Annotated in this window: 22 protein-coding genes; 4 read left to right on the top strand and 18 right to left on the bottom strand. The window is 59.5% G+C overall.

Annotated features, from left to right (window positions below; translation table 11 throughout):
- Positions 1-25 precede the first annotated feature (25 nt).
- Positions 26-2110 (bottom strand): carboxy terminal-processing peptidase, encoded by a 2085-nt coding sequence (locus RMV17_RS08660; RefSeq protein WP_311886264.1) that lies wholly within the window; start codon positions 2108-2110, stop codon positions 26-28.
- Positions 2111-2248: 138 nt separating this feature from the next.
- Between RMV17_RS08660 and RMV17_RS08665 the strand changes: the two genes are divergently transcribed.
- Positions 2249-3211, top strand: a complete 963-nt coding sequence (locus RMV17_RS08665; RefSeq protein WP_311886265.1) for a zinc-binding dehydrogenase — start codon at positions 2249-2251, stop codon at positions 3209-3211.
- 144 nt (positions 3212-3355) lie between these two features.
- Here the strand turns inward: RMV17_RS08665 and RMV17_RS08670 are convergent, their stop codons facing one another.
- From RMV17_RS08670 to RMV17_RS08695, 6 genes are all read right to left on the bottom strand, one after another.
- Positions 3356-4009 (bottom strand): HAD family hydrolase, encoded by a 654-nt coding sequence (locus tag RMV17_RS08670; RefSeq protein ID WP_311886266.1) that lies wholly within the window; start codon positions 4007-4009, stop codon positions 3356-3358.
- A gap of 111 nt (positions 4010-4120) precedes the next feature.
- Entirely contained in the window at positions 4121-5110 is a 990-nt protein-coding gene (locus RMV17_RS08675) for an ABC transporter ATP-binding protein (RefSeq protein ID WP_007916331.1), read from the bottom strand.
- Positions 5107-5907 carry an ABC transporter permease gene (locus tag RMV17_RS08680; protein ID WP_108226914.1) on the bottom strand — a complete coding sequence of 267 codons (801 nt, stop codon included), beginning with the start codon at positions 5905-5907 and terminating at the stop codon, positions 5107-5109. Before RMV17_RS08680 ends, RMV17_RS08675 begins: the two co-directional genes overlap by 4 nt.
- The gene (locus RMV17_RS08685; RefSeq protein ID WP_172604543.1) at positions 5894-6730 is read right to left on the bottom strand and encodes an ABC transporter permease subunit; all 837 of its coding nucleotides are present in this window, start codon (positions 6728-6730) and stop codon (positions 5894-5896) included. The genes RMV17_RS08680 and RMV17_RS08685 overlap by 14 nt, the downstream gene beginning before the upstream one ends.
- Before the next feature lie 5 nt (positions 6731-6735).
- The gene (locus RMV17_RS08690) at positions 6736-7542 is read right to left on the bottom strand and encodes an alkaline phosphatase family protein (RefSeq protein WP_311886267.1); all 807 of its coding nucleotides are present in this window, start codon (positions 7540-7542) and stop codon (positions 6736-6738) included.
- A gap of 181 nt (positions 7543-7723) precedes the next feature.
- On the bottom strand, positions 7724-8791 hold the full coding sequence (locus RMV17_RS08695; protein WP_007916337.1) for an ABC transporter substrate-binding protein: 1068 nt from the start codon (positions 8789-8791) through the stop codon (positions 7724-7726).
- A gap of 351 nt (positions 8792-9142) precedes the next feature.
- Between RMV17_RS08695 and RMV17_RS08700 the strand changes: the two genes are divergently transcribed.
- Entirely contained in the window at positions 9143-9856 is a 714-nt protein-coding gene (locus RMV17_RS08700; RefSeq protein ID WP_034156558.1) for a UTRA domain-containing protein, read from the top strand.
- Between the two features lie 564 nt (positions 9857-10420).
- On the opposite strand, the gene RMV17_RS08705 is transcribed toward RMV17_RS08700, so the two are convergent.
- From RMV17_RS08705 to minC, 8 genes are all read right to left on the bottom strand, one after another.
- Positions 10421-11755, bottom strand: coding sequence for an amidohydrolase (locus tag RMV17_RS08705; RefSeq protein ID WP_311886268.1), 1335 nt, complete (start codon positions 11753-11755; stop codon positions 10421-10423).
- Positions 11756-11819: 64 nt separating this feature from the next.
- Positions 11820-13973, bottom strand: coding sequence for a mechanosensitive ion channel family protein (locus RMV17_RS08710; RefSeq protein WP_108226908.1), 2154 nt, complete (start codon positions 13971-13973; stop codon positions 11820-11822).
- Between the two features lie 77 nt (positions 13974-14050).
- On the bottom strand, positions 14051-14227 hold the full coding sequence (locus RMV17_RS08715) for a hypothetical protein (protein ID WP_016982863.1): 177 nt from the start codon (positions 14225-14227) through the stop codon (positions 14051-14053).
- Positions 14228-14393: 166 nt separating this feature from the next.
- A complete protein-coding gene (locus RMV17_RS08720; RefSeq protein WP_311886269.1) occupies positions 14394-15683 on the bottom strand; it encodes a M18 family aminopeptidase in 1290 nt (429 codons plus the stop codon).
- A 180-nt stretch (positions 15684-15863) separates the two neighbouring features.
- Positions 15864-16499: an RluA family pseudouridine synthase gene (locus tag RMV17_RS08725; RefSeq protein ID WP_311886270.1), complete on the bottom strand. Its 636-nt coding sequence runs from the start codon at positions 16497-16499 to the stop codon at positions 15864-15866.
- A 169-nt stretch (positions 16500-16668) separates the two neighbouring features.
- Positions 16669-16923: a cell division topological specificity factor MinE gene (gene minE / locus RMV17_RS08730; RefSeq protein ID WP_003223146.1), complete on the bottom strand. Its 255-nt coding sequence runs from the start codon at positions 16921-16923 to the stop codon at positions 16669-16671.
- The gene (gene minD / locus RMV17_RS08735) at positions 16923-17735 is read right to left on the bottom strand and encodes a septum site-determining protein MinD (protein ID WP_007913953.1); all 813 of its coding nucleotides are present in this window, start codon (positions 17733-17735) and stop codon (positions 16923-16925) included. Before minD ends, minE begins: the two co-directional genes overlap by 1 nt.
- A gap of 169 nt (positions 17736-17904) precedes the next feature.
- Positions 17905-18642 (bottom strand): septum site-determining protein MinC, encoded by a 738-nt coding sequence (gene minC / locus RMV17_RS08740; RefSeq protein ID WP_026000431.1) that lies wholly within the window; start codon positions 18640-18642, stop codon positions 17905-17907.
- A 117-nt stretch (positions 18643-18759) separates the two neighbouring features.
- Between minC and RMV17_RS08745 the strand changes: the two genes are divergently transcribed.
- Positions 18760-19692: a lipid A biosynthesis lauroyl acyltransferase gene (locus tag RMV17_RS08745; RefSeq protein WP_095114336.1), complete on the top strand. Its 933-nt coding sequence runs from the start codon at positions 18760-18762 to the stop codon at positions 19690-19692.
- Between the two features lie 35 nt (positions 19693-19727).
- Positions 19728-20900: a patatin-like phospholipase family protein gene (locus RMV17_RS08750; protein ID WP_311886271.1), complete on the top strand. Its 1173-nt coding sequence runs from the start codon at positions 19728-19730 to the stop codon at positions 20898-20900.
- Positions 20901-21037: 137 nt separating this feature from the next.
- Here the strand turns inward: RMV17_RS08750 and RMV17_RS08755 are convergent, their stop codons facing one another.
- The 3 genes from RMV17_RS08755 to RMV17_RS08765 form a co-directional block, all read right to left on the bottom strand.
- Positions 21038-21823 (bottom strand): outer membrane protein OmpK, encoded by a 786-nt coding sequence (locus RMV17_RS08755; protein ID WP_034151763.1) that lies wholly within the window; start codon positions 21821-21823, stop codon positions 21038-21040.
- Positions 21824-22196: 373 nt separating this feature from the next.
- Complete coding sequence (locus tag RMV17_RS08760; protein ID WP_016982869.1) at positions 22197-22982, bottom strand: outer membrane protein OmpK; 786 nt, start codon at positions 22980-22982, stop codon at positions 22197-22199.
- 190 nt (positions 22983-23172) lie between these two features.
- The gene (locus RMV17_RS08765; protein WP_311886272.1) at positions 23173-24531 is read right to left on the bottom strand and encodes a nucleobase:cation symporter-2 family protein; all 1359 of its coding nucleotides are present in this window, start codon (positions 24529-24531) and stop codon (positions 23173-23175) included.
- Positions 24532-24617 lie beyond the last annotated feature (86 nt).

Consider the following 24617-nt stretch of genomic DNA (forward strand, 5'->3'; position numbering starts at 1 on the left):
TCGTCAGCGTTAAATTGCCATCATCTTACTTCTTGGCCACCTGATTGCTCAGCTTCAGGTAATCCAGCAATACGCGCCCGGTTTCGCTCAGGTAGGCATCGTCTTCTGGTTTGACCTTGTCCGGGTCGGCCGCCGCGAGGGCGTCTTCATCTTCCTTCTTCAGCTCTTTGAGCGGCTCTTCGCCTTTGGCCTTGCGACGGATGTTCTCCATCGTCAGCTGTTTGGCGTCGATGTCGGCGTGCTGGGCACGGCGCTCGGCTTCGTTGAGGCTGACGGTTTTTTCTTCCATCAGTTTCTGCGCCAGAGCCAGCTTGTCACGGATGAACACGAACTCGGCATCCTTGGCGGTGCGCGTGTCATGTTCGGACTTGAGCTGGGCCAGGAATGGCTTGAACGGATCGGCCGCCGGTTTGATTGCTGCGCGGATGGTGTCCCACGGCATGGCTTCCGGCAGGGCGCTCTCGCCGATTTCCTTGGTGTCGATCAGCGACGGATAGTCGATGTCCGGCAGCACGCCCTGATGTTGAGTGCTCTGCCCGGAGACCCGGTAGAACTTGGCCAGCGTCAGTTTCAGTTCGCCATGGTTCAGCGGTTGAATGGTCTGCACGGTGCCTTTACCGAATGTCTGGCCACCGATGATCAGCGCGCGGTGGTAGTCCTGCATGGCGCCGGCGAAAATCTCCGAAGCAGAGGCGGACAAGCGGTTGACCAGCAGCGCCATCGGCCCTTTGTAGAACGCGCCCGGGTTTTCATCTTCGAGTACGTCGACACGGCCATCGGCGTTACGCACGAGTACGGTCGGGCCTTTGTCGATGAACAGACTGGTCAGCTCGGTGGCTTCCTGCAGGGAGCCGCCGCCGTTGTTGCGCAGGTCGATGACCACGCCGTCGACTTTGTCTTTCTGTAGTTCGGTGAGCAGCTTCTTGACGTCGCGGGTGGTGCTCTTGTAGTCCGGATCACCGGCGCGGAACGCCTTGAAGTCGAGGTAGAAGGCTGGAATCTCGATGACGCCGAGTTTGTAGTCCTTGCCGTCCTGTTTCAGGTTGAGCACGGACTTCTTCACGGCCTGGTCTTCGAGCTTCACCGCTTCACGGGTGATCGGCACGATCTTGGTGGTCTGGTCGTTCGGCGCATTGCTGGCCGGAATCACTTCCAGACGCACCACGGTGCCTTTCGGACCACGGATCAGTTTGACCACTTCGTCCAGGCGCCAGCCGACCACGTCGACCATTTCCTTGTTGCCTTGGGCAACGCCGATGATCTTGTCGGCCGGGGCGACCTGTTTGGTCTTGTCGGCCGGGCCAGCCGGCACCAGACGCACGACTTTCACCTGGTCGTTGTCGCTCTGCAACACGGCACCGATGCCCTCGAGGGACAGGCTCATGTTGATGTCGAAGTTTTCCGCGTTATCCGGCGACAGATAGTTGGTGTGCGGATCGTACGACATGGCGAAGGTGTTGATGTACGCCTGGAAGATGTCTTCCGGACGGGTCTGGTCCAGGCGCGCCAACTGGTTCTTGTAGCGCTTGGTCAGGGTTTCCTGGATCTGCTTCGGCTCTTTGCCGGCGATCTTCATCCGCAGCACTTCGTCCTTGACGCGTTTGCGCCACAGGTCATCCAGCTCTGCGGTGGATTTCAGCCAAGGGGCGTCCTTGCGATCGATCAGCAAGGTCTCCTTGGTGTTGAAATCCATCTTGTCGACGCCTTTGTTCAGCTCGGCAAGGGCGAAGTCCAGACGCGCCTTGACGCGGTCCAGATAGCGCTTGTAGATGGTGAACCCGGCATTGAGGTCGCCGCTTTTGAGGAAGTCGTCGAACTGGGTCTTCCACTTGTCGAATTCGGTGATATCGCTGGCCATGAAGTAGCTGCGCGACGGATCCAGCAGCTTGAGGTAGCTGTCGTAGATGATCACCGAGCGCGCATCGTCGAGCGGCGGCTTGCTGTAGTGGTGACGCTTGAGCAACTCGACGACGTTCAGGCTGGCGATGACTTCATCGCGATCAGGCTGCAACTTGTCCCAGCTGTTGGCTGCGAATGTATTGCCCGACACCGGCAACAAACCGATACCGATGAAAAGAGCGAGGGCGGTGCTGGGGAGCAAATGCTTCATGCTGATTCGACGCGGGGACAATTGATAACGCATATTAGGCCGTCTTTGAAGTCGCCGGTTCTACGAGAGCCGGTCGCATAATGCAAAAAGCCCGGCGCTACAGCTTCGGGCTCAGTCCAGACTCACTATGGAGGCACTGTGAAGGCATTGCAAGGCGTTGACGGTCAAGTGGCATGGGTTGAAGAGTCGAGTCCTACGTGCGATGTAGGACAAGTCCGCATTCGAGTGGCGGCAGCCGGCCTCAATCGCGCCGATTTATTACAGAAAGCAGGGCTCTATCCGCCACCGCCTGGGGCCAGCCAAGTGCTCGGTCTTGAGTGTTCCGGGGTCATCAGCGAGGTCGGCGCCGGCAGTGCATGGCAGGTCGGCGATCGGGTTTGCGCCTTGCTGGCCGGGGGTGGCATGGCCGAAGAGGTAGTCGTCGACGGGCGGCACGTGCTGCCGGTTCCCGAAGGCGTCTCGCTGATCGAGGCCGCGGCATTGCCCGAGGTTTATGCAACAGTCTGGCTGAATGTGTTTCAACTTGCTGCGCTCAAACCGGGTGAGAAAGTTCTCTTGCACGCTGGCGCAAGTGGAATCGGTTCAGCCGCCATTCAGTTGTGCAAGGCGTTCGGTAATCCGTGCTGGGTCAGCGTCGGTTCAGCCGAGCGTTTGGCTTACTGCGAAGCACTCGGCGCGCAGGGCGGGGTGCTGCGCACCGATGATCTGGAGAGCCTGCGTGATTTCGGGCCGTTCAATGTGATTCTTGACCCGGTCGGCGGCAATTATTCGGCGCTGAACCTCAAGCTGATGGCGCTGGACGGGCGTTGGGTGTTGATCGGTTTGATGGGCGGCCGTGAGGCGAAACTGGATCTGGCGCAGGTGTTGGCCAAGCGTGTGCAACTGCTGGGCTCGACGTTGCGTAGTCGTGACGATCAGTTCAAGGCGGATCTGTTGAGTGATCTGGGGCAGCAGGTTTGGCCGCTGTTTGCTGAAGGGCGGTTGAGTCCGCAGTTGGCCAAGGCGTTTGCGGTGAAGGATGCCGAGGCGGCGTTTGCGGAGTTGGCGAGTAATACGGTGGCGGGCAAACTGGTGTTGGTGATTGACGACAGTCTGAGTTAGGAACCGAAAAAAAGCCCCTCACCCTAACCCTCTCCCGTAGGGAGAGGGGACTGACCGAGTTGTTTTGTCGGGGTACATCGACCTGACACATGGTGTCGAACTCGGGTTCGGAATGTCAGCCTGCAATTGCAGATTAAATCTTTGTCATTTCCACAGGTGGATTGGCCAGCCAGCTTTTTCGGCGTGCTCCAGAAGCACTGGATCCGGATTCACCGCATGCGGGAAATCCACCTTCAGCAACAACGGCAGGTCATTGCGTGAGTCGGAATAGAAACTCGCGCCCTCCAGGTTCTCTTCTTCAGCATCCAGCCATTCCAGCAAGCGCGTGATCTTGCCTTCGCGGTAGGTCAGGGTGCCGACGGTGTGGCCGCTGTACACGCCGTGGGCGACTTCCAGTTCAATCCCCAGAACTTCATCAATGCCCAATCGGTCGGCAATCGGTCTGACCAGGTGCGTGCCCGACGCCGAGATCACCAGAATCCGGTCGCCGGCCTTGCGATGGGCGGCGATGGTTTTGGTCGCATCGCTGAAGATGATCGGTTCGATGAAGTCTTCCACCCACGGGCCAACCAGATGATCGACTTCTTCCGGTGTGCGCCCGATCAGCGGTTCGAGGCTGAACTCCATGTACTCTTCCATGCGCAATTTGCCATGGCTGTAGGCGTCCATCAGTTCGTTGTTCTTGCGCATGAACGACTCGGGATCGACCCAGCCGAGGCGCCCCATCTGCTCGCTCCAGAGGGTGGCGCAGTCGCCGTGGATCAACGTTTCGTCCAGATCAAAAATTGCCAGGGCCATCAGTTCTCTCCGAGAACAGCTGCGAGCTACAAGCTTCGAGCTGCAAGAATTGGAATCAGCTGCGCCGCAGTCTACAACTTGAAGCTTGTAGCTCGAAGCTTGCAGCTGCTTTTAAGCTACTTCACACAGGGCCGTCGGATCGATGGAAAGTGCCAGTCGCTGACCGTCGGGGTGCAGATCGGCCGCCGAGCGGTTGAGCACATCCACCACCAGTTCCACGCCGCGCGCTTCGATGCGGTAGCGGATCACGTTGCCGAGCAGGCTGTGGCTGCGGATCTGCGCGTCGAGTTCGCCTTCCAGGCTCAGTTCGATGGCTTCCGGGCGAATGGCGATGCGGTGGTTGATCGGGCGCTGCAACAGCTTCGATGCATCGTCGGCATCGAGCAGGTTGTAGTTGCCGATGAAGCCAGCGGCGAACACATCGACCGGCGCGGTGTAGAGGGTTTCGGCGTCGCCGCTCTGGACGATTTTTCCCTGATTCATCAGGAAAATCCGGTCGGACATGGTCAGCGCTTCTTCCTGATCGTGGGTGACGAAAATCGTCGTCAGGCCGAGTTCGCGTTGAATCTGCCGGATCTGTTCGCGCAGGTGCTTACGAATGCGCGCATCGAGCGCCGACAGCGGCTCATCCAGCAACAGCAAACGTGGGCGCGTCACCAGCGAACGGGCGAGGGCGACACGCTGACATTGGCCACCGGACAACTGATGCGGATAGCGACTGGCGAAGTCGTTCAGTTCAACGAGTTTCAACACCTCGGAAACGCGTTTATGACTGTCATCGGCGTTGACCTTCTGCATGCGCAAACCGAAGGCAACGTTCTGTTCCACGGTCATGTTGGGGAACAGCGCATAGCTCTGAAACACCATGCCGATCCCGCGTTTCTGCGGACTCAATGGCACGATATCGACGCCATCGAGGAGGATCTTGCCGCCATCGACCGGTGTCAGGCCGGCGATGCAACGCAGCAGGGTCGACTTTCCGCAGCCGGAGGGGCCGAGCAGGGTGACAAACTCGCCCTTGTTGATTTCGCAGTCGATGTCGCTGAACACGGTCGTGCCGGCGTAGCTTTTCTGCAGGTGTTGGACGCTGACATAGCTCATTCGCTTTTGTCCTTGTTCAAGATGTTGGCGATCCAGGTCAGGACCAGCACGAAAAAGAAATACGAAATAACTAGCGCACTGGTGAAGTGACCGCTGCTGTTGCGCATGTTGTTCAGATAAACCTGCAGGGTTTCGTAGCGCGTGCCGACCAGAATATTGGCGAAGACGAACTCGCCAAACAGGAACGAGAACGACAGCAGCAACGCGACCATCAGGCCTTTGCGCAGGTTCGGCAGCACCACCAGAATCGCTGCCTGAAAGGTGCTGGCGCCGAGCAGTTGCGCGGCGTCCATCAGGTCGCGCAGGTTGATCGCCTGCAGGTTGTTGGTGATCGCCCGGTACATGAACGGCAGGGCCACGGTGAAGTAGCAACCGATGAGGATCCACGGTGTGCCGACCATCGCCATCGGCCCGGAACCATACAGCTGCAGCAGACCCACGGAAGACACCACTGGCGGCACGGCGAAGGGCAACAGGATGAGGATGTTCATCAACGCATCGAGTTTCGGGAAGTGGTAATGCACCACGAACAGCAGCGGCAGGATCAGCACCACCGACAACACCAGCGCACCGACGCACACCAGCAGCGACTGGCCGAACGCATGAAGGAACCGCGGATCGCTCCACAGCTGGATGTACCACTTGAAGGTGAAACCGCTGGGCAGGATGGTCGCCGACCAACTGCTGGCGATCGAATAAATCAGCGTGCCCACGAGTGGCAGCAAGAGGATCGCGAACAGCAGATAAACCACGACGCGGTGGTAGAGGCCGGCCGGGCCGGATTCAGCGCGAGACATGGTAGCTCCTCTTCAACAGCAGTTGATGCACGACGGTGACGATGGTCATCAGTGCCACCAGCACCACGGCCAAAGCGCTGGCCAGATTCGGGTCGAGGGAAATGTCACCGGAGACCATTGCTGCAATGCGGATCGGCAGGACGTTGAAGTTGCCCGTCGTCAACGCGTACACCGTGGCGTAGGCGCCGAGGGCGTTGGCCAGCAGGATTACAAACGTCCCGAGCAGCGCCGGGGTCAGCACCGGCAAACCGATGTGCCGCCAGAACTGCCAGCCATTGGCGCCGAGCAGTGCGGCGGATTCGCGCCAGTCTTCACGCAAGGCGTCGAAGGCCGGGTAAAGCAGCAGCACGCCGAGGGGAATCTGGAAGTAGGTGTAGAGGATGATCAGGCCGGTTTTCGAGTACAGGTTGAAGTCCTGAATGATCCCCGACTGCTTGAGCATGATGGTGATGCTGCCGTTGAAACCGAGCAGGATGATGAACGCGAAAGCCAGAGGCACCCCGGCGAAGTTGCTGGTCATGTTGGCGAAGGCATTCACGAAGTTGCGCAGTTTCGAATCGACCCGGCGCAAGGAATATGCACCGAGTACGGCAATGATGATGCCGAATACGCTCGACCAGAAACTGATCTCGAGACTGTACTGGATCGCCTGCAAATAAAACTTCGAACTGAAGATTTTGCTGAAGTTGGCGAAGCCCCAGCCGAACTCTTCCGATTGCAGGCTGTTGATCATCACCCATACCAGAGGGGCGATTTCAAAGACGATAAAAAACAGCGCGAAGGGCACCAGGCACAGCGCCGCCAACCATTTGCCGCGAGTCATCGAGTTCACTTGAGCAGCTCCCGGCACACTGGTTTGTCGTGGGGCACGCCGAGCAACTCGCAGACGGTGCCGCAGATTTCCGTCTGCTTGGGTGCGGCGCTCGCGTCGAGGCTGAACGCGTCACCGAGGACAAACAGCGGCACCTGACGTTCTTCCGGCAGCAGGCCGTTGTGCGAGCGGTCGTTGTTCATGCCGTGGTCGGCAGTCACCAATACCTGATAGCCAGCGTCGACCCAGCTCTGCAGATAATCGGCGAGGATGATGTCGGCGAAGCGCGCGCTGTTGCGGTATTGCGAAGAGTCGAGGCCATGCTTGTGCCCGGCGTCGTCGATGTTCATCGGGTGAATCAGCAGGAAGTTCGGATCATGGCGCAGGCGCAGGTTTTCGGCGTCGGCGAACAGGTGCGAATCCGGGTAGTGATCGCTCCAGTAGAAATGCCCGTGCTGGATCGGCAGCGACAGATTGTCGGTGTGGCGGTCGCGGGCGGCTACGAACGGCGAGCGGTTGTACAACTCGCTGACCCAGTGATACGCCGCCGCAGCGGTTTTCAAACCGGCATCGCGGGCGTAATGATAAATGCTGCGCTGATTGGACAGGCGCGAGACGTTGTTGTGGACGATGCCGCTGTCGATCGGCGGCACGCCGGTGAGGATGCATTCGTAGAGCGGTCGGGACAGGGCCGGCAGTTCGCACTCCAACTGGTAGAGCGCGGCGCGTCCTGCGCCAACATAAGCCTGCAGATGCCCCATGGCGTGACGCGCGACCTCGTAGTTGAGGCCGTCGAGCACGACAAGGATGACGTTGTGCTTCATAGGGGCAAAAACTCCGCGAAACAGGAAATTTCAGATTCAGCCGAGATCCCCTGTGGGAGCGAGCCTGCTCGCGAATGCGGCAGATCATTCAACATTGATGTCGACTGACACGACGCCTTCGCGAGCAGGCTCGCTCCCACATTTGGATCTTCAACAGATCACGCAGTAGTGATCAGCCGCTTTATTTCATCTCGACGATGACTTCTTCGTTCCACTGCTGTGGCAGGGCTTTCGAAGTCTTTTCCCACGCATCGGCGTCTTTGATCGGGGTGACCTTTTTGTACTGCTCGTTCGGCAGCAGTTTGGCCTTCACGTCTTCCGGCAGTTGCAGGTGCTCGGCGCGGATCGGGCGGGCGTTGCCGCGCGCGAGGTTGGTCTGGCCGGCGTCGCTGAAGATGTATTCGCGGGTCAGCTTGGCGGCGTTGGGGTTTTTCGCGTACTTGTTGATGATCGTGGTGTAGCCGGAAATCACCGAACCGTCGGACGGGATCAGCACCACGTAGTCATCCGGGTTGGCCATCTTGGCCTTGTAGCTGAGGCCGTTGAAGTCCCAGACCACGCCGACTTCGATCTCGCCTTTTTCCATGGTGGCGATGGTCGGGTTGGCCATCGACAGGCGACCCTGTTTGGCGATGTCGGCGAACAGCAGCAGTGCAGGCTTGATGTTTTTCTCGTCGCCACCGTTGGCCAGTGCGGCAGCCAGAACGCCGTTGGCGGCTTGGGCGGCGGTGCTCACGTCACCAATGGAGACCTTGTATTTGCCGCCCTTGAGGTCAGCCCATTTGGTCGGCACTTCGGAGCCGTGCAGCAGCTTCTTGTTGACGATGAACGCGATGGTGCCGGTGTAGGCCAGTGCCCAGTTGCCATCCTTGTCCTTGGCCCAGTCCGGGACTTGATCCCAGGTGCTTGGCTTGTACGGTTGCACCACACCTTGCTTGACCGCGATCGGACCGAAGGCCGCACCTACATCGCCGATGTCGGCGGTGGCGTTGTCTTTTTCGGCGGCGAACTTGGCGATTTCCTGGGCCGAGCTCATGTCGGTGTCGATGTGCTTGAGGCCGTAGGTTTTGGCCAGGTCTTCCCAGGTGCCTTTCCAGTTGGCCCAGTCATCGGGCATGCCGACGCTGTTGACGGCGCCTTCCGCTTTCGCAGCGGCTTCGAGGGTTTTCAGGTCGGTGCCGGCCGCCATGGCGGAGGTGCACATTGCAATGGTCGAGCCTAACAGTGTTGCCAGGAAAAGCTGTTTCATTCCGAAGCTCCTTGGTCGTGTTCAACGCTGCGATTGCGGTGTGTGTTGGTCTAGGTCAGCAATACCTGAGCCAATTTAAGGGGGCTGGATGACACTTTGATGTCGGCAGCCCTGCGGGAGGCCGTTTATTTGCCCGGTATTGGCGGCTGCCAGATAAGCGTAGACCATGCCCAAAGGCCCGGAGAGCAAGGGACTTGGCCGATGTATTGCAAGTCATTAAGACGACCGTTCGGTAGTTTTGTCATCTCTCGGTCATCTGCACTGCCTAGGCTTGCAACATCAGAAATCGGCTTGATCGCCGTGCGGTTTTGCCCCGAAACAGTGCTGGTCTAGTCCAGATAGGTAACGTTGATGCGCGATGAGGCAACAAAAGCGGTGACAGCGATTGGCCAGGTGCTGCAGGAGCAGCTCGATCATGGTCTGTTGGCGGCGGGCAGCAAGTTGCCGGCCGAGCGCAAGCTCAGTGAGTTGTTCGGCACGACGCGGATTACTGTGCGAGAGGCGTTGTTGCAACTGGAGGCGCAGGGGCAGATTTATCGTGAGGAGCGCCGTGGCTGGTTCGTTTCGCCGCCGCGTCTGGCCTATAACCTGATGCAGCGCAGTCACTTTCACGCGATGGTCAGTGCGCAGGGGCGGGTGCCGTCGACCGAGGTGATTTCGGCGCGGTTGCAGCCGGCTTCGGCGGCGGTGTGTGCTTGGTTGCAACTGCCGGCGTTGTCGAGCGTGATTCAGATTTGTCGGTCACGGCGCATTGATGGGCGGTTGGTGCTTTATGTTGAGCATTATTTGAATCCGCAGTTTTTTCCGGGGATTCTTGAGTTTGATTTGAATCAGTCGATGACTGAGTTGTATGCGCGGCATTTCGATTTGCACTATGGGCGGGTGCGCTTTGAGATTGTGCCTACGTCATTGTCGGTGGATGCGGCGGCGGCTTTAAGGGTGTCGGTGGGGAGTCCGGGGTTGCGGATTGCTCGGGTTAATTATGATCAGCATGAGCGGTTGATTGATTGTGATCTGGAGTTTTGGCGGCATGATGCGATTCACGTTGGGGTTGATGTGGTTTGATCGTTTTGGGGGTGTATCCGTTGCTGCGGTAACGGCGGCTTAGGGTTTCGCCCTTACGGCGACTCACTTTTTTTACAAACGCCTAAAAAAAGTAAGCAAAAAAACGCTTGCTCCTACGTGCGGCCCGCTCGCTGGGGCTCGGGGTTCCTTCGCTACGGAATCGATCCGGGCGCAGCGCCTCCGGTTTGCTTCGCTGCACCTCCTCTCGCTGTGTTTGGCTGCGCCACCACCCCCGGATCAATCCCTCCACTCAGCCTTCCGACGTCGCCCGTGGATCAAGATCAAAAGCGGTACTCGAGCTAACGCTCATTGTGTTGAGTGGGGCGGCTTTGCCGCATGGGTGTTCACAAATTAAAACTGTGGGCGCTGCGGTGCGACGGTTCAACCTGCCAGCGATGACGGCCTGACAGCCGACCTGTTTCTGACAGGCTGCACAGGGTCCAAATGTGGGAGCGAGCTTGCTCGCGAAAGCGGCCGACAGCCGACCCATTTCTTGCAGGCTGCACACAATCCAAATGTGGGAGCGAGCCTGCTCGCGAAAGCGCCCCCACAGTCACCTAATCTCTACTTGCCTGCCCCGGCATTCGTATACAAATAATCCGTCGCCAGCGACGCCAATGTCCTCACGCCCACCACCAGCGCCGACTCATCCACAAAGAATCCCGGATTATGATTCGGTGCGGCTTTGCTCATGTCTTGGTCTCGTGGTGTCACGCCGAGAAAGACAAACAACCCCGGCACTTCCTTGGCATAGAACGAAAAGTCTTCCGCGCCGCCCACCAGCGGTGCATTCACCACATCGTCCTTGGCCGCCCACTTCAAGGTCGGCAGCATCTTTTCCGTCAGTGCCGGGTTGTTGATGGTCGGGTCGTATTTTTCGATGATGGTCACGTCGGCTTTTGCACCGCCACTTTCGGCGATTTTTTCCACGGTCTGGCGGACGTCGGCGTGCAGTTTCTGGCGGATGCCGTAGTCGTAGGAGCGGATCGTGCCGGTCATGTCGACGGATTCGGGAATGATGTTGTAGCGCGTGCCGCCGTTGATGGTGCCGATGCTGACCACTGACGGGTAAGAGGAGATATCGGTGCGGCGGCTGACTACGGTTTGCAGGCCGACGATGGTTTGCGCGCCGACGGTGATCGGGTCGATGCCGTCCCATGGGCGGCCGGCGTGGGTCTGTTTGCCGAGGATTTTGATGCGCAGGTCGTCGGAGCTGGCGAGGGTGGCGCCTGGGCGGTAAGCGATCTGGCCGGCGGGGATGCCGGCCCAGACGTGCAGGCCGAAGACCGCATCGGGTTTTGGTGATTTCATCACGCCTTCCTCGACCATCATTTTTGCGCCCCAGGTGTTTTTGCCGTCGGGGATGAAGTCGCTCGGGCCTTCTTCGGCGGGCTGGAAGTAGAACACCACGGTGCCGGGCAGGGTGTCGCGCATGCCCGTGAGGATTTTCGCTGTGCTGAGCAGGATCGCGGTGTGGGCGTCGTGGCCGCAGGCGTGCATGACGTCGACTTCTTTGTCGAGATAGGTGCCTTTGGCTTTTGAGGCGAAGGGCAGGTCGGAGACTTCCTTGACCGGCAGCGCGTCCATGTCGGCGCGCAGAGCCACGGTCGGGCCGGGCAGGGCACCTTTGAGGACGGCAACTACACCGGTGCGAGCCATGCCGGTTTTGACTTCGAGGCCCAGGGCTTTGAGTTGTTTGGCGACCAGGTCTGCGGTGCGTTTTTCCGTGTTGCCGAGTTCCGGGTGGGCGTGGATGTCGCGGCGGGTTTCCAGCAGTTCCGGTTCGAGTTTTTGCGCCTGTTCGGCGATCGTTGTGCGGGTGCTTTCCAACGTCGCGGCGCCAGCGTGGCTGGCGAACAGGGTGAGTAGAACGGCTTGGGCAATGCGCGTCAGTTGCATCGGGTTCTCCTTGATTATTGTTGTCGGGCTTCCCTGCCTGTGACTGCAACCGCGCGCCTGAGTGCTATTCCTTCGGCTGACCGCCACCGGCAGTGATCACTTGCACGCTCATGCGCGGCGTTGCCAGATCGAGTCCGGCTTCATCGAGATGGCGTTTGAGCGACAGGTTGAAGGCTCGGGACACTTCCCATTGTTTGATCGGCGCGGTCTTGAACCGTGCGCGCAGGATTGCGCTGCCGGACTCGAAACTCTCGACGCCCTGAATCTCCAGCGGCGACCAGATATTGCGGCGTTGCAGTGGGTCGGTGCGCATCTTCTGCCCGACTTCGCGCATCAGTTTGATCGCGTCGTCGATTTCCATGTTGTACGGCACCGCGACGCGGAAGATCGCGTAGCCGAATTCCCGCGAGTAGTTCTTGATGCTTTTGATTTCGCTGAACGGGATGGTGTGGACGATGCCGTCGATGTCGCGCAGGCGCACGGTGCGGATGGTCAGGCCTTCGACGGTGCCGAGGTGGCCGCCGACGTCGACGTAGTCATCAATGGCCAGTGAGTCTTCGATGATGATGAACAGGCCGGTGATCAGGTCCGCGACCAGCGACTGCGCACCGAAACCGATGGCCAGACCGATCACACCGGCACCGGCCAGCAGTGGCGTGACGTTCATGCCCATGTTCGCCAGGGCGACGATCAGCGCGATGATGAAGATCGCCACGAACAGCACGTTGCGGATCAGCGGCATCATCGTTTGCGCACGGGCATTCGCCAGGCCTTTGCGCGAGCGGGTGAGGGCGTGGTGCACGGCGGTGTCGGCGAGGATCCAGATCAGCCAGGAGAAAATCAGTGTGCCGATCAGGCTGAACAGTTTGACGCTGACGTCGTGCCCTTCGCCCTCGGCGAACCCGATCAGCGACTGGCCCCAGACGCGCAGGCCGAGTTCGATAAACACCAGCCAGACCACCAGGTGCGCGAGGGTGTAGAAGAAGCTTTTCAGGCGTTCGGAGTACAGCGCGTGGCGTTTCGGCCCGCGTTGCGGTTTCAAGGAGTGGCGGCGTACGAGGCCGTTGATCACCATGCACAACACCAGCAGCACGGTGCAGATCAGCGACTGGCGCAAGGCGGTACTGGTGTCGCCGGCGGAAACGAAGGTGGCGAACAGCGAGATGCCGACCAGCACCAGCGCTGGCACGTACCAGAAGGTGCCGAGGATTTCGATGGTGTCGCTGAGAGCGCGGCGGGTCAGGCGTCTTGACAGTGGCTGGTTGCGGATCAGGTGTGCAATCGGTCGGCGGAAACGCAGGATGAACAGACCGGTCGACAGCGCCGCGAGAACATTGGCGATGGTCGCGGCGGAGTGGGCCAGGTGCACACCCAGGCTTTCGATCAGGCGCGGATCATTCAGCGCTTCACCAAACGCGGCGAAGCTGCCGATCAGCCACAACGGCCGGAACGCCTGATGGCGCAAGATATACAGCGCGCGATGGCGGTGCGGGCCGTCGAGCAGGGAAAACGCGATCACGCAAATCGCCGAGAAACAGGTGCCGACCACCAGCGCATAGGCCAGCACCATCGCCAGGCTTTTGCCCAGTGACGACGGCAGCGCGTAGCTCATGTAGACCGTCATCACCAACGCGATCAGCCATGGCCCGAGCTTGCGTAACGCAAAGCGCAACATGTCGAGGGCTTTGGGGTGTTGCGGCAGTTCTTCGGTGAGGCCGAAGCGCATGCGCACACGATGGCTGAGCCAGATCAGTGCGGCGGCGAGCAGGCTCCACACCGCGAGGATCATGGCGAAGCCGAAGATGATCGGCAGCCACTCGTTGGCCGGCAGCATCATCGCGCTCAGTTCGTCCTTGGCCAGATCGAACTCGTTGCCCCAGCGGTTGAGCGGGCTGTCGGCGCCGGTGAATTGTTTTTCGAAGTTGGACAGAGTGCCGCCGATCAAGCCGAGCACGCCTTCTTCAGGGCTGGCCTGAGCCTTTTTGGTGGCGTCGCGCAGCTTCTTCAGATCGGTCAGCAACTGTGCACGTTGCTTGTCGTTTTCCAGCGACTTGATGACTTCGTCGAGGGACTGGCCGAGCGGTTCCTGCGCTTCGGGCTGCGCCTTGTTGGTGTTGAGCAGACCGGGCAAACCGACCGCGTGGGCGGGCGCCAGCGGCAACAGCGTCATCAGGCAGACGAGGAACAGACTGGGCAAAGCAAAAAGACGAGCGAACACTAGGCGGTCAACCTCGCAAGGGGCGGATTCGCTGGAGTGTACGAGGCCCACTAAAGCAATGCGAGCCGGGCGCGGATTTATTCGTTGAGTTTGGCGAGGATCTTGTAGACCACGGTGGCGAGGATTGTCAGCATGCCGACCCACATGGCGAACACGCCGGCATTCTTGTCACGGAAGTTGAAACCGATCGCCAGCAGGATCATTCCGCACAGGATGGGAATGAGCATGGCGTGGAACGAAGACATCGAGATCATGGAGACTGCCTTGTCGAAATGAATGATGTAAGTCTAGGTCGGTTTCTGCCGACCGGTATTGATCTGAGTAGGAGCTGCCGAAGGCTGCGATCTTTTGATCTTAAAAACAGAATCAAAAGATCGCAGCCTTCGGCAGCTCCTACAGCGAACAAGTGGTCCCGAATGGTTACGGCAATTCGCGGCAGGCGTAGAACGCGCTCAGCACTTTGACCAGATGCGCCAGGTCATGGCTGCCGCACAGTTCGCGGATCGAGTGCATGGCGAAGGTCGGCAGGCCGATGTCGACAGTGCGCACACCGAGGTGGCTGGCGGTGATCGGGCCGATGGTCGAGCCACAGCCCATGTCGCTGCGCACCACGAAGCTTTGCACCGGCACTTCTTCGGCCATGCACAGATGGCGGAAGAACCCGGCGGTTTCGCTGTTGGTGGCGTAGCGCTGGTTGCTGTTGACCTTGATCACCGGGCCGGCGTTGAGTTTCGGGCCGTGGTTGGCGTCGTGCTTTTCTGCGTAGTTGGGGTGCACACCGTGGGCGTTGTCGGCCGAGACCAGCAGGGATTTCTGGATGGTGCGGACGAATTCGTCACCTTCCGGCAGCAGACGGCGCAGGGTCTGTTCGAGCATCGGGCCATCGGCACCGCAGGCCGAGCAGGAGCCGACTTCTTCGTGGTCGTTGCACACCAATACGCAGGTTTCGTCAGTTTCGGCGGTGAGCAAGGCTTGCAGACCGGCGTAGCACGACAGCAGGTTGTCGAGGCGCGCGCCGGCAATGAAGTCGCCATTGAGGCCAATCACTGCAGCACTTTGCGTGTCGTAGAAACTCAGCTCGTAATCCAGCACGACGTCGGCGTTCAAACCATGTTCGCGGGCCAGTTGATCGGTGAGCACGGCGCGGAAATCAACACGTTCGTCACCGGCAAATTGCGCGAGGATCGGCGGCAGTTCGGTCTGCGCGTTGATCGCCCAGCCCTGATTGGCTTCACGGTTGAGGTGAATCGCCAGGTTGGGAATGATCGCGATCGGTGCCTTGAAATCGATCAATTGGCTTTCGACTTTGCCGTCGCGGCGGAAGGTTACGCGGCCGGCCAGCGACAGATCGCGGTCGAACCACGGTGCCAGCAGCGCGCCGCCATAGACTTCAACGCCCAGTTGCCAGAAGCCCTGACGCTGCAGTTCCGGTTGCGGCTTGACCCGCAGGCACGGGCTGTCGGTGTGTGCGCCAACCAGGCGGATGCCGCCGTGCAGGGGTGAGTTGCGGCCCATTTTGATTGCGACAATCGAGGAGTCGTTACGGGTGACGTAATAGCGGCCGTTCGGCTCGGTGGTCCATGGCTCGCGCTCGTCGAGGCGCACGTAACCGGCGGCCTCCAGACGCTGCACCAGACTGGCGGTGGCGTGGAACGGGGTAGGGGAGGCCTTGAGAAAGTCGATCAGGCCTTGGTTCAACTCTTCGCGCATAAGAAACTCCAGACAGCAATGGGCGGGAGTTTAACGCATCGGCCGGGGAATTGAATCTGCACCGGATCCCTGTAGGAGCTGCCGAAGGCTGCGATCTTTTGATCTTGCTTTTGATTTATGAAACACCAGATCAAAAGATCGCAGCCTTCGGCAGCTCCTACATGGTTTCGGCGGTGTCCGTCAGAACGGTGCGGGGCACTCGAAGCGCAGGCGTTCGCCGGTTTGCGGGTGGGTGAAGCTGAGCATGCTCGCGTGCAGGCACAGGCGTGGCCATGCCGCCAGCGCCTGCTCGTGGGCGTAGAGCCCGTCACCAAGCAGCGGATGCCCGATCGACAGCATGTGCACACGCAACTGATGTGAACGGCCGGTGATCGGCGTCAACTCAACGCGACACCAGTCACCGCAACGTTCCAGTACGCGCCAGAAGGTCAGCGCGTGTTTGCCGAATTCGTGATCAACCACGTGGCGCGGTTTGGTCGGCGGGTCGTAACGCAGTGGCAAGTCGATGCTGCCGCTGTCGAGTTCCGGCTGACCCCAGGCCAAAGCGGTGTAGGCCTTTTCGGTTTCGCGGTCGTGAAACTGCCGCGATAGTTCGCGATGCGTATCGGCATCACGCGCCAGCAAAATGATGCCGGAGGTTTCCCAGTCCAGGCGATGGACGATGCGCGCTTCCGGGTAGCCGTTTTCCTGCAGGCGGGTAATCAGGCAATCCTTGTTGTCATCGGCGCGACCGGGCACCGAGAGCAACAACGTCGGCTTGTTCACCACCAGTACGGCGGCGTCCCGATGGATGATGTGGATGTTGGACAGCGGCATTAAAACAGCCTCGTAACAAATGCCAACGGCGGCTCGGAACTGCTGATAACCCTGTAGGAGCTGCCGAAGGCTGCGATCTTTTGACTTTGAAGATCAAAAGATCGCAGCCTTCGGCAGCTCCTACACAAGCATCAATAGTCCGAGCCGCCGTAGCGACTGCCAAATCGACTCAGCGATCAGGCAGGGTGATGTTGAGTTCCAGAATCGAGCAACTGCCCTGGCTTTCCAGTGCAACATGTACGTCGTCGTTGCCGATGTTGACGTACTTGCGGATCACGTCGACCAGTTCCTTCTGCAAGGCTGGCAAGTAATCCGGCGTGCTGCGCTGGCCGCGCTCATGCGCCACGATGATCTGTAGACGCTCTTTCGCTACCGAGGCGGTACTTGGCTTTTTGTTGGCACGAAAGAAGTCAAAAAGGTTCATTACCTACCTCCAAACAGGCGCTCGAAGAATCCCTTCTTCTCGACATCGAGGAAACGGTGGGCTTTTTCTTTGCCCAGCAAACGGTCGACGGTATCGCTGTAGGCCTGACCGGCATCGCTCTGGTCGTCGAGAATCACCGGGACGCCCTGGTTGGATGCCTTGAGCACCGCCTGGGATTCCGGGATCACGCCGAGCAGGGTTACCGAAAGGATTTCCTTGACGTCTTCAACGCCGAGCATTTCGCCCTTTTCAACGCGCTCCGGGTGGTAGCGGGTGATCAGCAGGTGTTCCTTGATCGGGTCTTCGCCACGTTCGGCACGACGCGATTTGCTCGCCAGCAGGCCGAGCATGCGGTCCGAATCTCGTACCGAGGACACTTCCGGGTTGGTCACGACGATCGCTTCGTCAGCGAAGTACATGGCCAGGTGCGCGCCTTTCTCGATGCCCGCCGGAGAGTCGCAGACGACGAACTCGAATTGTTCCTTGAGCTCCATCAGGACTTTTTCCACGCCTTCGACAGTCAGCGCGTCTTTGTCGCGGGTCTGACTGGCGGCCAGTACGTAGAGGTTTTCCAGGCGCTTGTCTTTGATCAGCGCTTGTTGCAGGTTGGCTTCGCCGTTGACCACGTTGACGAAGTCATACACCACGCGGCGCTCGCAACCCATGATCAGGTCAAGGTTACGCAAGCCCACGTCGAAGTCGACGATCACTGTTTTGTGGCCGCGCAGAGCGAGGCCGGTACCGATAGCGGCGCTGGTGGTGGTCTTACCCACACCACCCTTGCCGGATGTAACCACGAGAATCTTGGCCAAGGTGTTTCACCCCTAAGGAAGAAGGACTTTTTAGCCCCTGAAAAACATCTCTTGAAAACTACTGCAGTCGGACAGCCTTGGCTGGAATTCGGCGTTGAGCCTTTTTCCTACTTCGTTTGAGCCGTTTTCGCTACGTTTTAGAGATGCTTGGAAAATGCGGCAGTATCCGTTAAAGCCGAATGATGTTCAACACGTCGCCCGACAGGCTGACCTGTACGCCTGAGCCCCACATAGGGTCGCGACGCAAATCTTCGGAAACCTTGTAATGACCGGCGATGGAGATCAGTTCAGCGCTCAATTGCTGACAGAAAATCCGTGCCTTGGTATCACCCTTCACGCCGGCCAGCGCCCGACCGCGCATCGGGCCGTATACATGGATGTTGCCATCGGCGAGAAGTTCCGCCCCCGGGCTGACCGAGGACACCACGACCAGATCGCCACCCTGGGCATATATCTGTTGGCCACCACGTACTGGCGTGGTGATGACGCGGGTCGGTTTGACCGTTGGCTCCGGCGGTTTTTCCGGCTTCTTTTTGACTTCGGCTTCGGGTGTTTCCAGCGGCCGCTCACGGGCGCCCGACGGCGGCAGCACTGGAATATCGATGGCGATGGCGGCGGCGATGTCTTCGATGCGGCTGGCGCGAATCGCTAGGGTGCGCAGGCCATGTTGGCGGCAGACGCGCATCAGGCCCGGCAGATCGACGGCACCTTCGCTCGGCGGCAGTTTGTCCAGCGCCAGAACCAGCGGCGCGTTGCTGAAGAAGTTCGGCGCCTGGGCGACTTTGGCGGCCAATTGCCGATCGAGGCTTTCGAGGTCGTTACGGGCCAGTTCCAGCACAGTAATGGCCAGCATGCTGCCCTTGAGCTGGAATACGGGATCTTGGTCTAACGGTTCGGTTTGGCTCATGTCGGCATACAACGGCTTGTCACTAAAAGTGCCGAGACTTATAACGAGAACGCCCGCAGGCCGCAAGCCGGGTCGAACGATGTAGAATGCGCGGCCACTGTATTTACGGAAGCTTTAATGGATCGCCCGCGTTTTCGAAAAGCATTTTTATCGCCACGCTTCTGGCCGCTCTGGTGCGGTCTGGGGCTTTTGTGGCTGATCGTGCAGTTGCCGTATCCGGCCTTGCTGACCATCGGTCGAGTTTTGGGCGCCTTGATGTATCGCGTGGCCGGCGACCGGCGGCGCATTGCCAAGCGCAATCTTGAACTGTGCTTCCCGGAAAAATCCGCCGCCGAGCGCAAACGTCTGCTCAAGGAGAACTTCGCCTCCACTGGCATCGCTTTCTTTGAAATGGCCATGAGCTGGTGGTGGTCGCGCGAGCGTCTGGCCAAGCTGGCCCACGTTGAAGGCCTGGAGCATTTGCAAAAGGCCCAGCGCGAAGGCAAAGGCGTGATCCTGATGGCCGCGCATTTCACCACACTGGAAATCGGTGCAGCGCTGCTCGGCCAGCAGCACACCATCGACGGCATGTACCGCGAGCACAAGAATCCGTTGTTTGACTATGTTCAGCGTCAGGGCCGCGAGCGGCACAACCTCGATTCGCTGGCGGTGGAGCGTGACGACGTACGCGGCATGCTCAAGTTGCTGCGCTCCGGTCGCGCGATCTGGTATGCACCGGATCAGGACTACGGCGCCAAGCAGAGCATCTTCGTGCCGCTGTTCGGTATTCAGGCGGCGACCGTGACGGCGACGACGAAATTCGCCCGTCTCGGCAAGGCGCTGGTGGTGCCGTTCACGCAGGAGCGTCTGGCCGACGGCAGCGGTTATCGTTTGGTGATTCATCCGCCGCTGGAAGATTTCCCCGGCGAAACCGAAGAAGCTGACTGCATCCGCATCAATCAGTGGGTCGAGAGCGCTTTGCGTGCCTGCCCCGAGCAGTACCTGTGGGCGCATCGGCGCTTCAAGAGCCGTCCACCGGGCGAGCCGAAGCTGTACGCCAAGCGCGGTTGATTCACCCATCCTTTCAAGCACCATGGAGTGTTGCGATGAGCCCAGCTGAACCGGTCACAGGTTTGATTCTTTCCGGCGGCGGGGCTCGGGCGGCGTATCAGGTGGGGGTGCTGGCGGCGATTGCCGAATTGCTGCCGTTAGGTGCGGACAATCCTTTCCCGGTGATCGTCGGTACCTCGGCCGGGGCGATCAATGCGGTCAGCCTTGCCAGTGGTGCCACGGATTTTCGCGCCGCCATCGAACGTCTCACCTTGTTCTGGCAAGGCTTTCGCAGCCATCGCGTGTTGCGCAGTGACTGGCCCGGCGTTATTCGTCAGGCCAGTCGTTTTGTCAGTCACAGTCTGCTTGGCCTCGGTCGGCAACTGCCGGTGGCACTGCTCAACAGTTCGCCACTGCGCGAACTGCTCAATGAAAAACTGCACATGCCCGGCATCGCCGAATCGATCGCGCGCAAGCAATTGCATGCGGTGGCGGTGACCGCGTTCGGCTACGAATCCGGGCAAGCGGTGACGTTCTATCAGGGCGGCGGCACGATCGATGCGTGGTTGCGGCATCGGCGTATTGGTGTGCCGACGCAACTGTCGGTGGATCACTTGTTGGCCAGCTCGGCGATTCCGTTGCTGTTCGCGCCGGTGAAAATTGGCGATGAATACTTTGGCGATGGCGCGGTGCGGCAATCGGCGCCGATCAGCCCGGCGCTGCACTTAGGGGCGAGCCGGGTGCTGGTGGTGGGTGTCAGCGGCAACCCGCGCGGGTTTGATCCGCAGCAGCCGCTGGAGCGCGCTTATACGGGGCAACAGCCGACGCTGGCGCAGATTGGCGGGCACATGCTCAACAGCACGTTCATTGACAGCCTCGAGAGCGACATCGAGTTGCTCCAGCGTCTCAACCAGTTCAGCCACTTGATGCCTGCCGGCACGCCGACGCGCGAGTTGGGCGTGGCGTCGGTGGAGGTGCTGGTGATTTCGCCGAGTCAGCCGATCGATGAGATTGCGGCACGGCATCGCCAGGAATTGCCGGCGGCGTTGCGTTTGTTTTTGCGCGGGCCGGGGGCGACCAAGACCAGTGGGGCAGGGGTGTTGAGTTATTTGCTGTTCGAGGCGGGGTATTGCAGCGAGTTGATTGATTTGGGGCGCAGGGATGCGTTGGCCAAGCGGGAAGAGTTGTGCCGGTTTTTGGGGCTGTCCGAGGCGGTGGTTCCAGCCTGAGATCGGTGGTGCGGCAATCGCTGGCAAGCCAGCTCCCACAGGTTCCCGGTTGAACACAACAGTTGTGTGCGACACCGAACCCTGTGGGAGCTGGCTTGCCAGCGATGGCGTCCTCGCAGACGCCACTTATATCAGCATCAGAAGTGGTACTTCACCAGGAAGCTGGTGTTGCTCTGATTGGTCTTGAACGCACCAGTGTCGTCGATGCCGTACTTGTCTTTCCAGTAGTCGTATTCAACACCGACATACAACTGCTTCTCACCGAGACTCAGCGCCTTGCCCAGGTCATATTTGATCTGTGGGTTGAAGTGCAGGTTGGCGTGGTACTCGCCCTTTTTGTTGACATCGTTGTCGCTGACCCAGTCCATGAAACCGTCGATCAGGATGTTCGAGTTGCCGACCGGAATGGTGTACGACCACACCGGGGTGATCTGCCAGACGTTGTCGCCCGCACGTGGGCCTTCGGTGTGGCGCTGGTAGAAGTTCAACTGGAAGTAGTCGAAGCCCGGGATGGCCAGGTCGAAACCAGGACCGATCAGATAAGACTCGACGTCGCCTTCACCGAACTCATACGTCATCGCCAGCAGCACGTCTTTGATCGGGCCGAACTCGATCTTCTGGTCGAGGATCTTGCCCAGCGACAGGCGCGGGCTGAACTCGCCGTAATACGTGTTGTTGCCGACGCCGCTGTCAGGCTTGCCGTTGTAGAAGATCTTGTCGACGAACAGGAAGTTGTCCCCGTACTTCCACGCATCGGCGTGCTCGAAGGTGACGGTCTGCTGGATGCGCGGGTTGACCTGGAAGTCCTTGCCATACAGATAGGTCAGGCTGTTGTTCTGCCACTGCAGCAGGCCTTCGGCCATGGCCTGGCCGCCGGCCAACATCGATCCCGCGAGCATCAGGCTGGTGCACATACGTTTCATTCGGTTGCTCCCAAAGTAGGTGTTCCACGTTATTTTTTTAAGATCGGCGCTCTGGTGTGGCGCCTTTTTTCGTTGCTGCAAAAACTCATCCGATCGGTCAGCTTCGATGCTGTTAGCAAGAGCCGAGCCAAGGCTTTCGAAAAGCAAAAAAACACCCGCTCGGCTGCTGACAAACAGTCGATTGAGTGTGTTTTCGGGATGCCTCGGTACTGACCGGGGCCGGGATAAGTTGGCCTGTCGGTCAGGAATTAAATCCGGGCTTTTTTTTAGACCGAATTCAAGAGGCCGCGGAGAATACTGACTCAACGGCCAGGTCTCAAGTGCCCCGCAACAGAGCACCGACGACAGGTATGGAGCACGGTTGCGGGCCATCTTAGAAGTGCACCTTGACCAGCAGGCTGGCGGTGTTCTGATTGGTGTCGAAGTTGTGCGTGTTTTCGACGCCGTATTTATTTTTCCAATAGCTGTATTCGGTGCCGACGTACAGCTGCTTGTGGCTCCAGCCCAGGGCTTTGCCCAAGTCGTATTTGATCTGCGGATTGATGTGCAGGTTGGCGTGGTAGGTGCCGCGCGAGTTCTCATCGTTGTCGACCACCCAATCGAGATAGCCGTCGATCAGCACATCGGAATTGCCTAAGGGAAAGCTGTAGGACCAGCCGGGGGTGATCTGCCAGACGCCGTCGCCGGGGCGCGGGCCTTCGGTCTGACGGCGGAAGATGTTCAGGGTGACGTAGTTGAAACCGGGCACCTTGAGGTCGAAGCCGGGGCCGATCAGGTAGGCCTCGCTGTCGCCTTCGCCGTACTCGTAAGTCATGGCGAGCAGGACGTCTTTGATCGGGCCGAACTCGAGCTTCTGGTCGAAGATTTTGCCGAACGAGAAGCGCGGGGTGAATTCACCGTAGAACGCGTGTGGGCCTTTGTTCGCGTCTTCTTTGCCGTTGTAGAAGATCTTGTCGACGAACAGGAAGTTGTCGCCGTACTTCCACTTGTCGGCGTGCTCGAAGGTCAGCGTCTGCTGGATCGACGGGTTGATCGCGAAATTCTTGCCGTACAGATAACTGAGGCTGTTGGTCTGCCACAGCAGTAAATCGCCGGCCATGGCCTGACTCGCGGCCAGCAGGCCGCCACTCAACAGAACGTTGGTTTGCGTGCGAATCATCTGTTGCTCCCTCTTGTTTTTATTGTTGAGGCGCAGAGCTGTTGCTTAGCCCTTGTGGGAGCGAGCCTGCTCCGGGCGGCGTTCCGACGAAGGCGTTCTTTCAGTCAACTGATGGGTTGAATGTCATACCGCTTTCGTCGGAACGCCGCCCGGAGCAAGCTCGCTCCCACAAGGTTTTGTGGTGACTCCGTCAGTGCTGGTGCGCATGGCAGTCGTTGATCGCCGCGCGCTCCTTGCCGCCGAGAATGTTGAACAGCAGGTTCAGCGTCAGCGCACTGAGCGTGGCCATGGCGATGCCGCTGTGGGTAATCGGGCTCATCCACAGTGGCAGGTGTGCGAAGAACTCCGGACGCACCACCGGGATCAGGCCCATGCCGATGCTCACCGCGACCAGCAACTGGTTGCGGCGGTCACCGATGTCGGCTTCCTGGAGAATCTTGATGCCGGTCGCGGCAACCATGCCGAACATCGCAATCGCTGCGCCGCCGAGTACCGCCGGTGGAATCGACGCCACCAGAAATGCCGCTTTTGGCAACAGGCTCAGGACGATCAGCAAGCCACCGGCAACGATGGTCACCGAGCGGCAACGCACGCCGGTCATCTGCACCAGACCGATGTTCTGCGCGAAAGAGGAATGGGTAAACGTGTTGAAGAAACCCGCCACAAACGAAGCGCCGGCATCGCACAGCAAGCCGCGGCGCAGCATGCGCGGGCAGACTTCCTGGCCGGTGATCTTGCCCAAGGCGAGAAACATCCCGGTGGATTCAACAAAGATGATCACCACCACCAGACACATCGACAGGATCGGCGCGAGTTCGAATTTCGGCATGCCGAAATGCAGCGGGGTGACGAACTGAATCCATGGCGCGTTGGCCATGCCGCTCAGGTCGACCATGCCGATCGCGCCGCACAGCACGTAGCCGAAACACATGCCGATCAGGACGGAAATGTTGACCCAGAAACCGCGCATGAAGCGGTGGATCAACAGAATGGTGCCCAATACCAGGGCGGCGATGGCCAGATAAATCGGTGAGCCGAATTGCGCAGCGGCGGCACCGCCACCGGCCCAATTCACGGCCACGGGGAACAGCGACAAACCGATCGAGGTGATGACCGTGCCGGTCACCAGCGGCGGGAAAAAGCGCACGACCTTGGACATGAACGGCGCGATGATCATGCCGAAGAAACCGGCGGCGATCGTCGCCCCGAAGATGCCTTGCAGGCCGATTCCGGGCATGCCGGCCATGGCGACCATGCTGCCGACTGCAGCAAAACTGGCGCCCATCATCACCGGCATGCGGATGCCCATCGGGCCGATGCCCATGGACTGCACGATGGTGGCGATACCGGCGACCAGCAGGTCGGCGTTGATCAGGAAGGCAATTTCTTCACGACTCAGGCCAGCGGCCTGTCCAATGATCAGCGGCACCGCGATGGCACCACCGTACATCAGCAGAACATGTTGCAAACCGACCAGGATCAGTTGCAAAAGGGGCAATCGCTGAATGGCGGGTGCGTCGGGGATGCGCGCTTTGGACAGCTCGGACATGCAACACCTCGGATCTTTTTATTCTTGTGATTAACAGCTGTTGGGTTGCTCACAGCTGTTTCTGTGCATCAGGTAAACCGCGTTAA

It is taken from the genome of Pseudomonas sp. VD-NE ins (assembly GCF_031882575.1).
Lineage (GTDB): Bacteria > Pseudomonadota > Gammaproteobacteria > Pseudomonadales > Pseudomonadaceae > Aquipseudomonas > Aquipseudomonas fluorescens_BZ.

What these genes read in the sequence shown, in the direction of transcription:
- RMV17_RS08660 (WP_311886264.1), bottom strand. Translation starts at nt 2,110, where the DNA reads ATGAAGCATTTGCTCCCCAGCACCGCCCTCGCTCTTTTCATCGGTATC.
- RMV17_RS08670 (WP_311886266.1), bottom strand. Translation starts at nt 4,009, where the DNA reads ATGGCCCTGGCAATTTTTGATCTGGACGAAACGTTGATCCACGGCGAC.
- RMV17_RS08675 (WP_007916331.1), bottom strand. Translation starts at nt 5,110, where the DNA reads ATGAGCTATGTCAGCGTCCAACACCTGCAGAAAAGCTACGCCGGCACG.
- RMV17_RS08680 (WP_108226914.1), bottom strand. Translation starts at nt 5,907, where the DNA reads ATGTCTCGCGCTGAATCCGGCCCGGCCGGCCTCTACCACCGCGTCGTG.
- RMV17_RS08685 (WP_172604543.1), bottom strand. Translation starts at nt 6,730, where the DNA reads ATGACTCGCGGCAAATGGTTGGCGGCGCTGTGCCTGGTGCCCTTCGCG.
- RMV17_RS08690 (WP_311886267.1), bottom strand. Translation starts at nt 7,542, where the DNA reads ATGAAGCACAACGTCATCCTTGTCGTGCTCGACGGCCTCAACTACGAG.
- RMV17_RS08695 (WP_007916337.1), bottom strand. Translation starts at nt 8,791, where the DNA reads ATGAAACAGCTTTTCCTGGCAACACTGTTAGGCTCGACCATTGCAATG.
- RMV17_RS08700 (WP_034156558.1), top strand. Translation starts at nt 9,143, where the DNA reads ATGCGCGATGAGGCAACAAAAGCGGTGACAGCGATTGGCCAGGTGCTG.
- RMV17_RS08705 (WP_311886268.1), bottom strand. Translation starts at nt 11,755, where the DNA reads ATGCAACTGACGCGCATTGCCCAAGCCGTTCTACTCACCCTGTTCGCC.
- RMV17_RS08715 (WP_016982863.1), bottom strand. Translation starts at nt 14,227, where the DNA reads ATGATCTCGATGTCTTCGTTCCACGCCATGCTCATTCCCATCCTGTGC.
- RMV17_RS08720 (WP_311886269.1), bottom strand. Translation starts at nt 15,683, where the DNA reads ATGCGCGAAGAGTTGAACCAAGGCCTGATCGACTTTCTCAAGGCCTCC.
- RMV17_RS08725 (WP_311886270.1), bottom strand. Translation starts at nt 16,499, where the DNA reads ATGCCGCTGTCCAACATCCACATCATCCATCGGGACGCCGCCGTACTG.
- minE (WP_003223146.1), bottom strand. Translation starts at nt 16,923, where the DNA reads ATGAACCTTTTTGACTTCTTTCGTGCCAACAAAAAGCCAAGTACCGCC.
- minC (WP_026000431.1), bottom strand. Translation starts at nt 18,642, where the DNA reads ATGAGCCAAACCGAACCGTTAGACCAAGATCCCGTATTCCAGCTCAAG.
- RMV17_RS08745 (WP_095114336.1), top strand. Translation starts at nt 18,760, where the DNA reads ATGGATCGCCCGCGTTTTCGAAAAGCATTTTTATCGCCACGCTTCTGG.
- RMV17_RS08750 (WP_311886271.1), top strand. Translation starts at nt 19,728, where the DNA reads ATGAGCCCAGCTGAACCGGTCACAGGTTTGATTCTTTCCGGCGGCGGG.
- RMV17_RS08755 (WP_034151763.1), bottom strand. Translation starts at nt 21,823, where the DNA reads ATGAAACGTATGTGCACCAGCCTGATGCTCGCGGGATCGATGTTGGCC.
- RMV17_RS08760 (WP_016982869.1), bottom strand. Translation starts at nt 22,982, where the DNA reads ATGATTCGCACGCAAACCAACGTTCTGTTGAGTGGCGGCCTGCTGGCC.
- RMV17_RS08765 (WP_311886272.1), bottom strand. Translation starts at nt 24,531, where the DNA reads ATGTCCGAGCTGTCCAAAGCGCGCATCCCCGACGCACCCGCCATTCAG.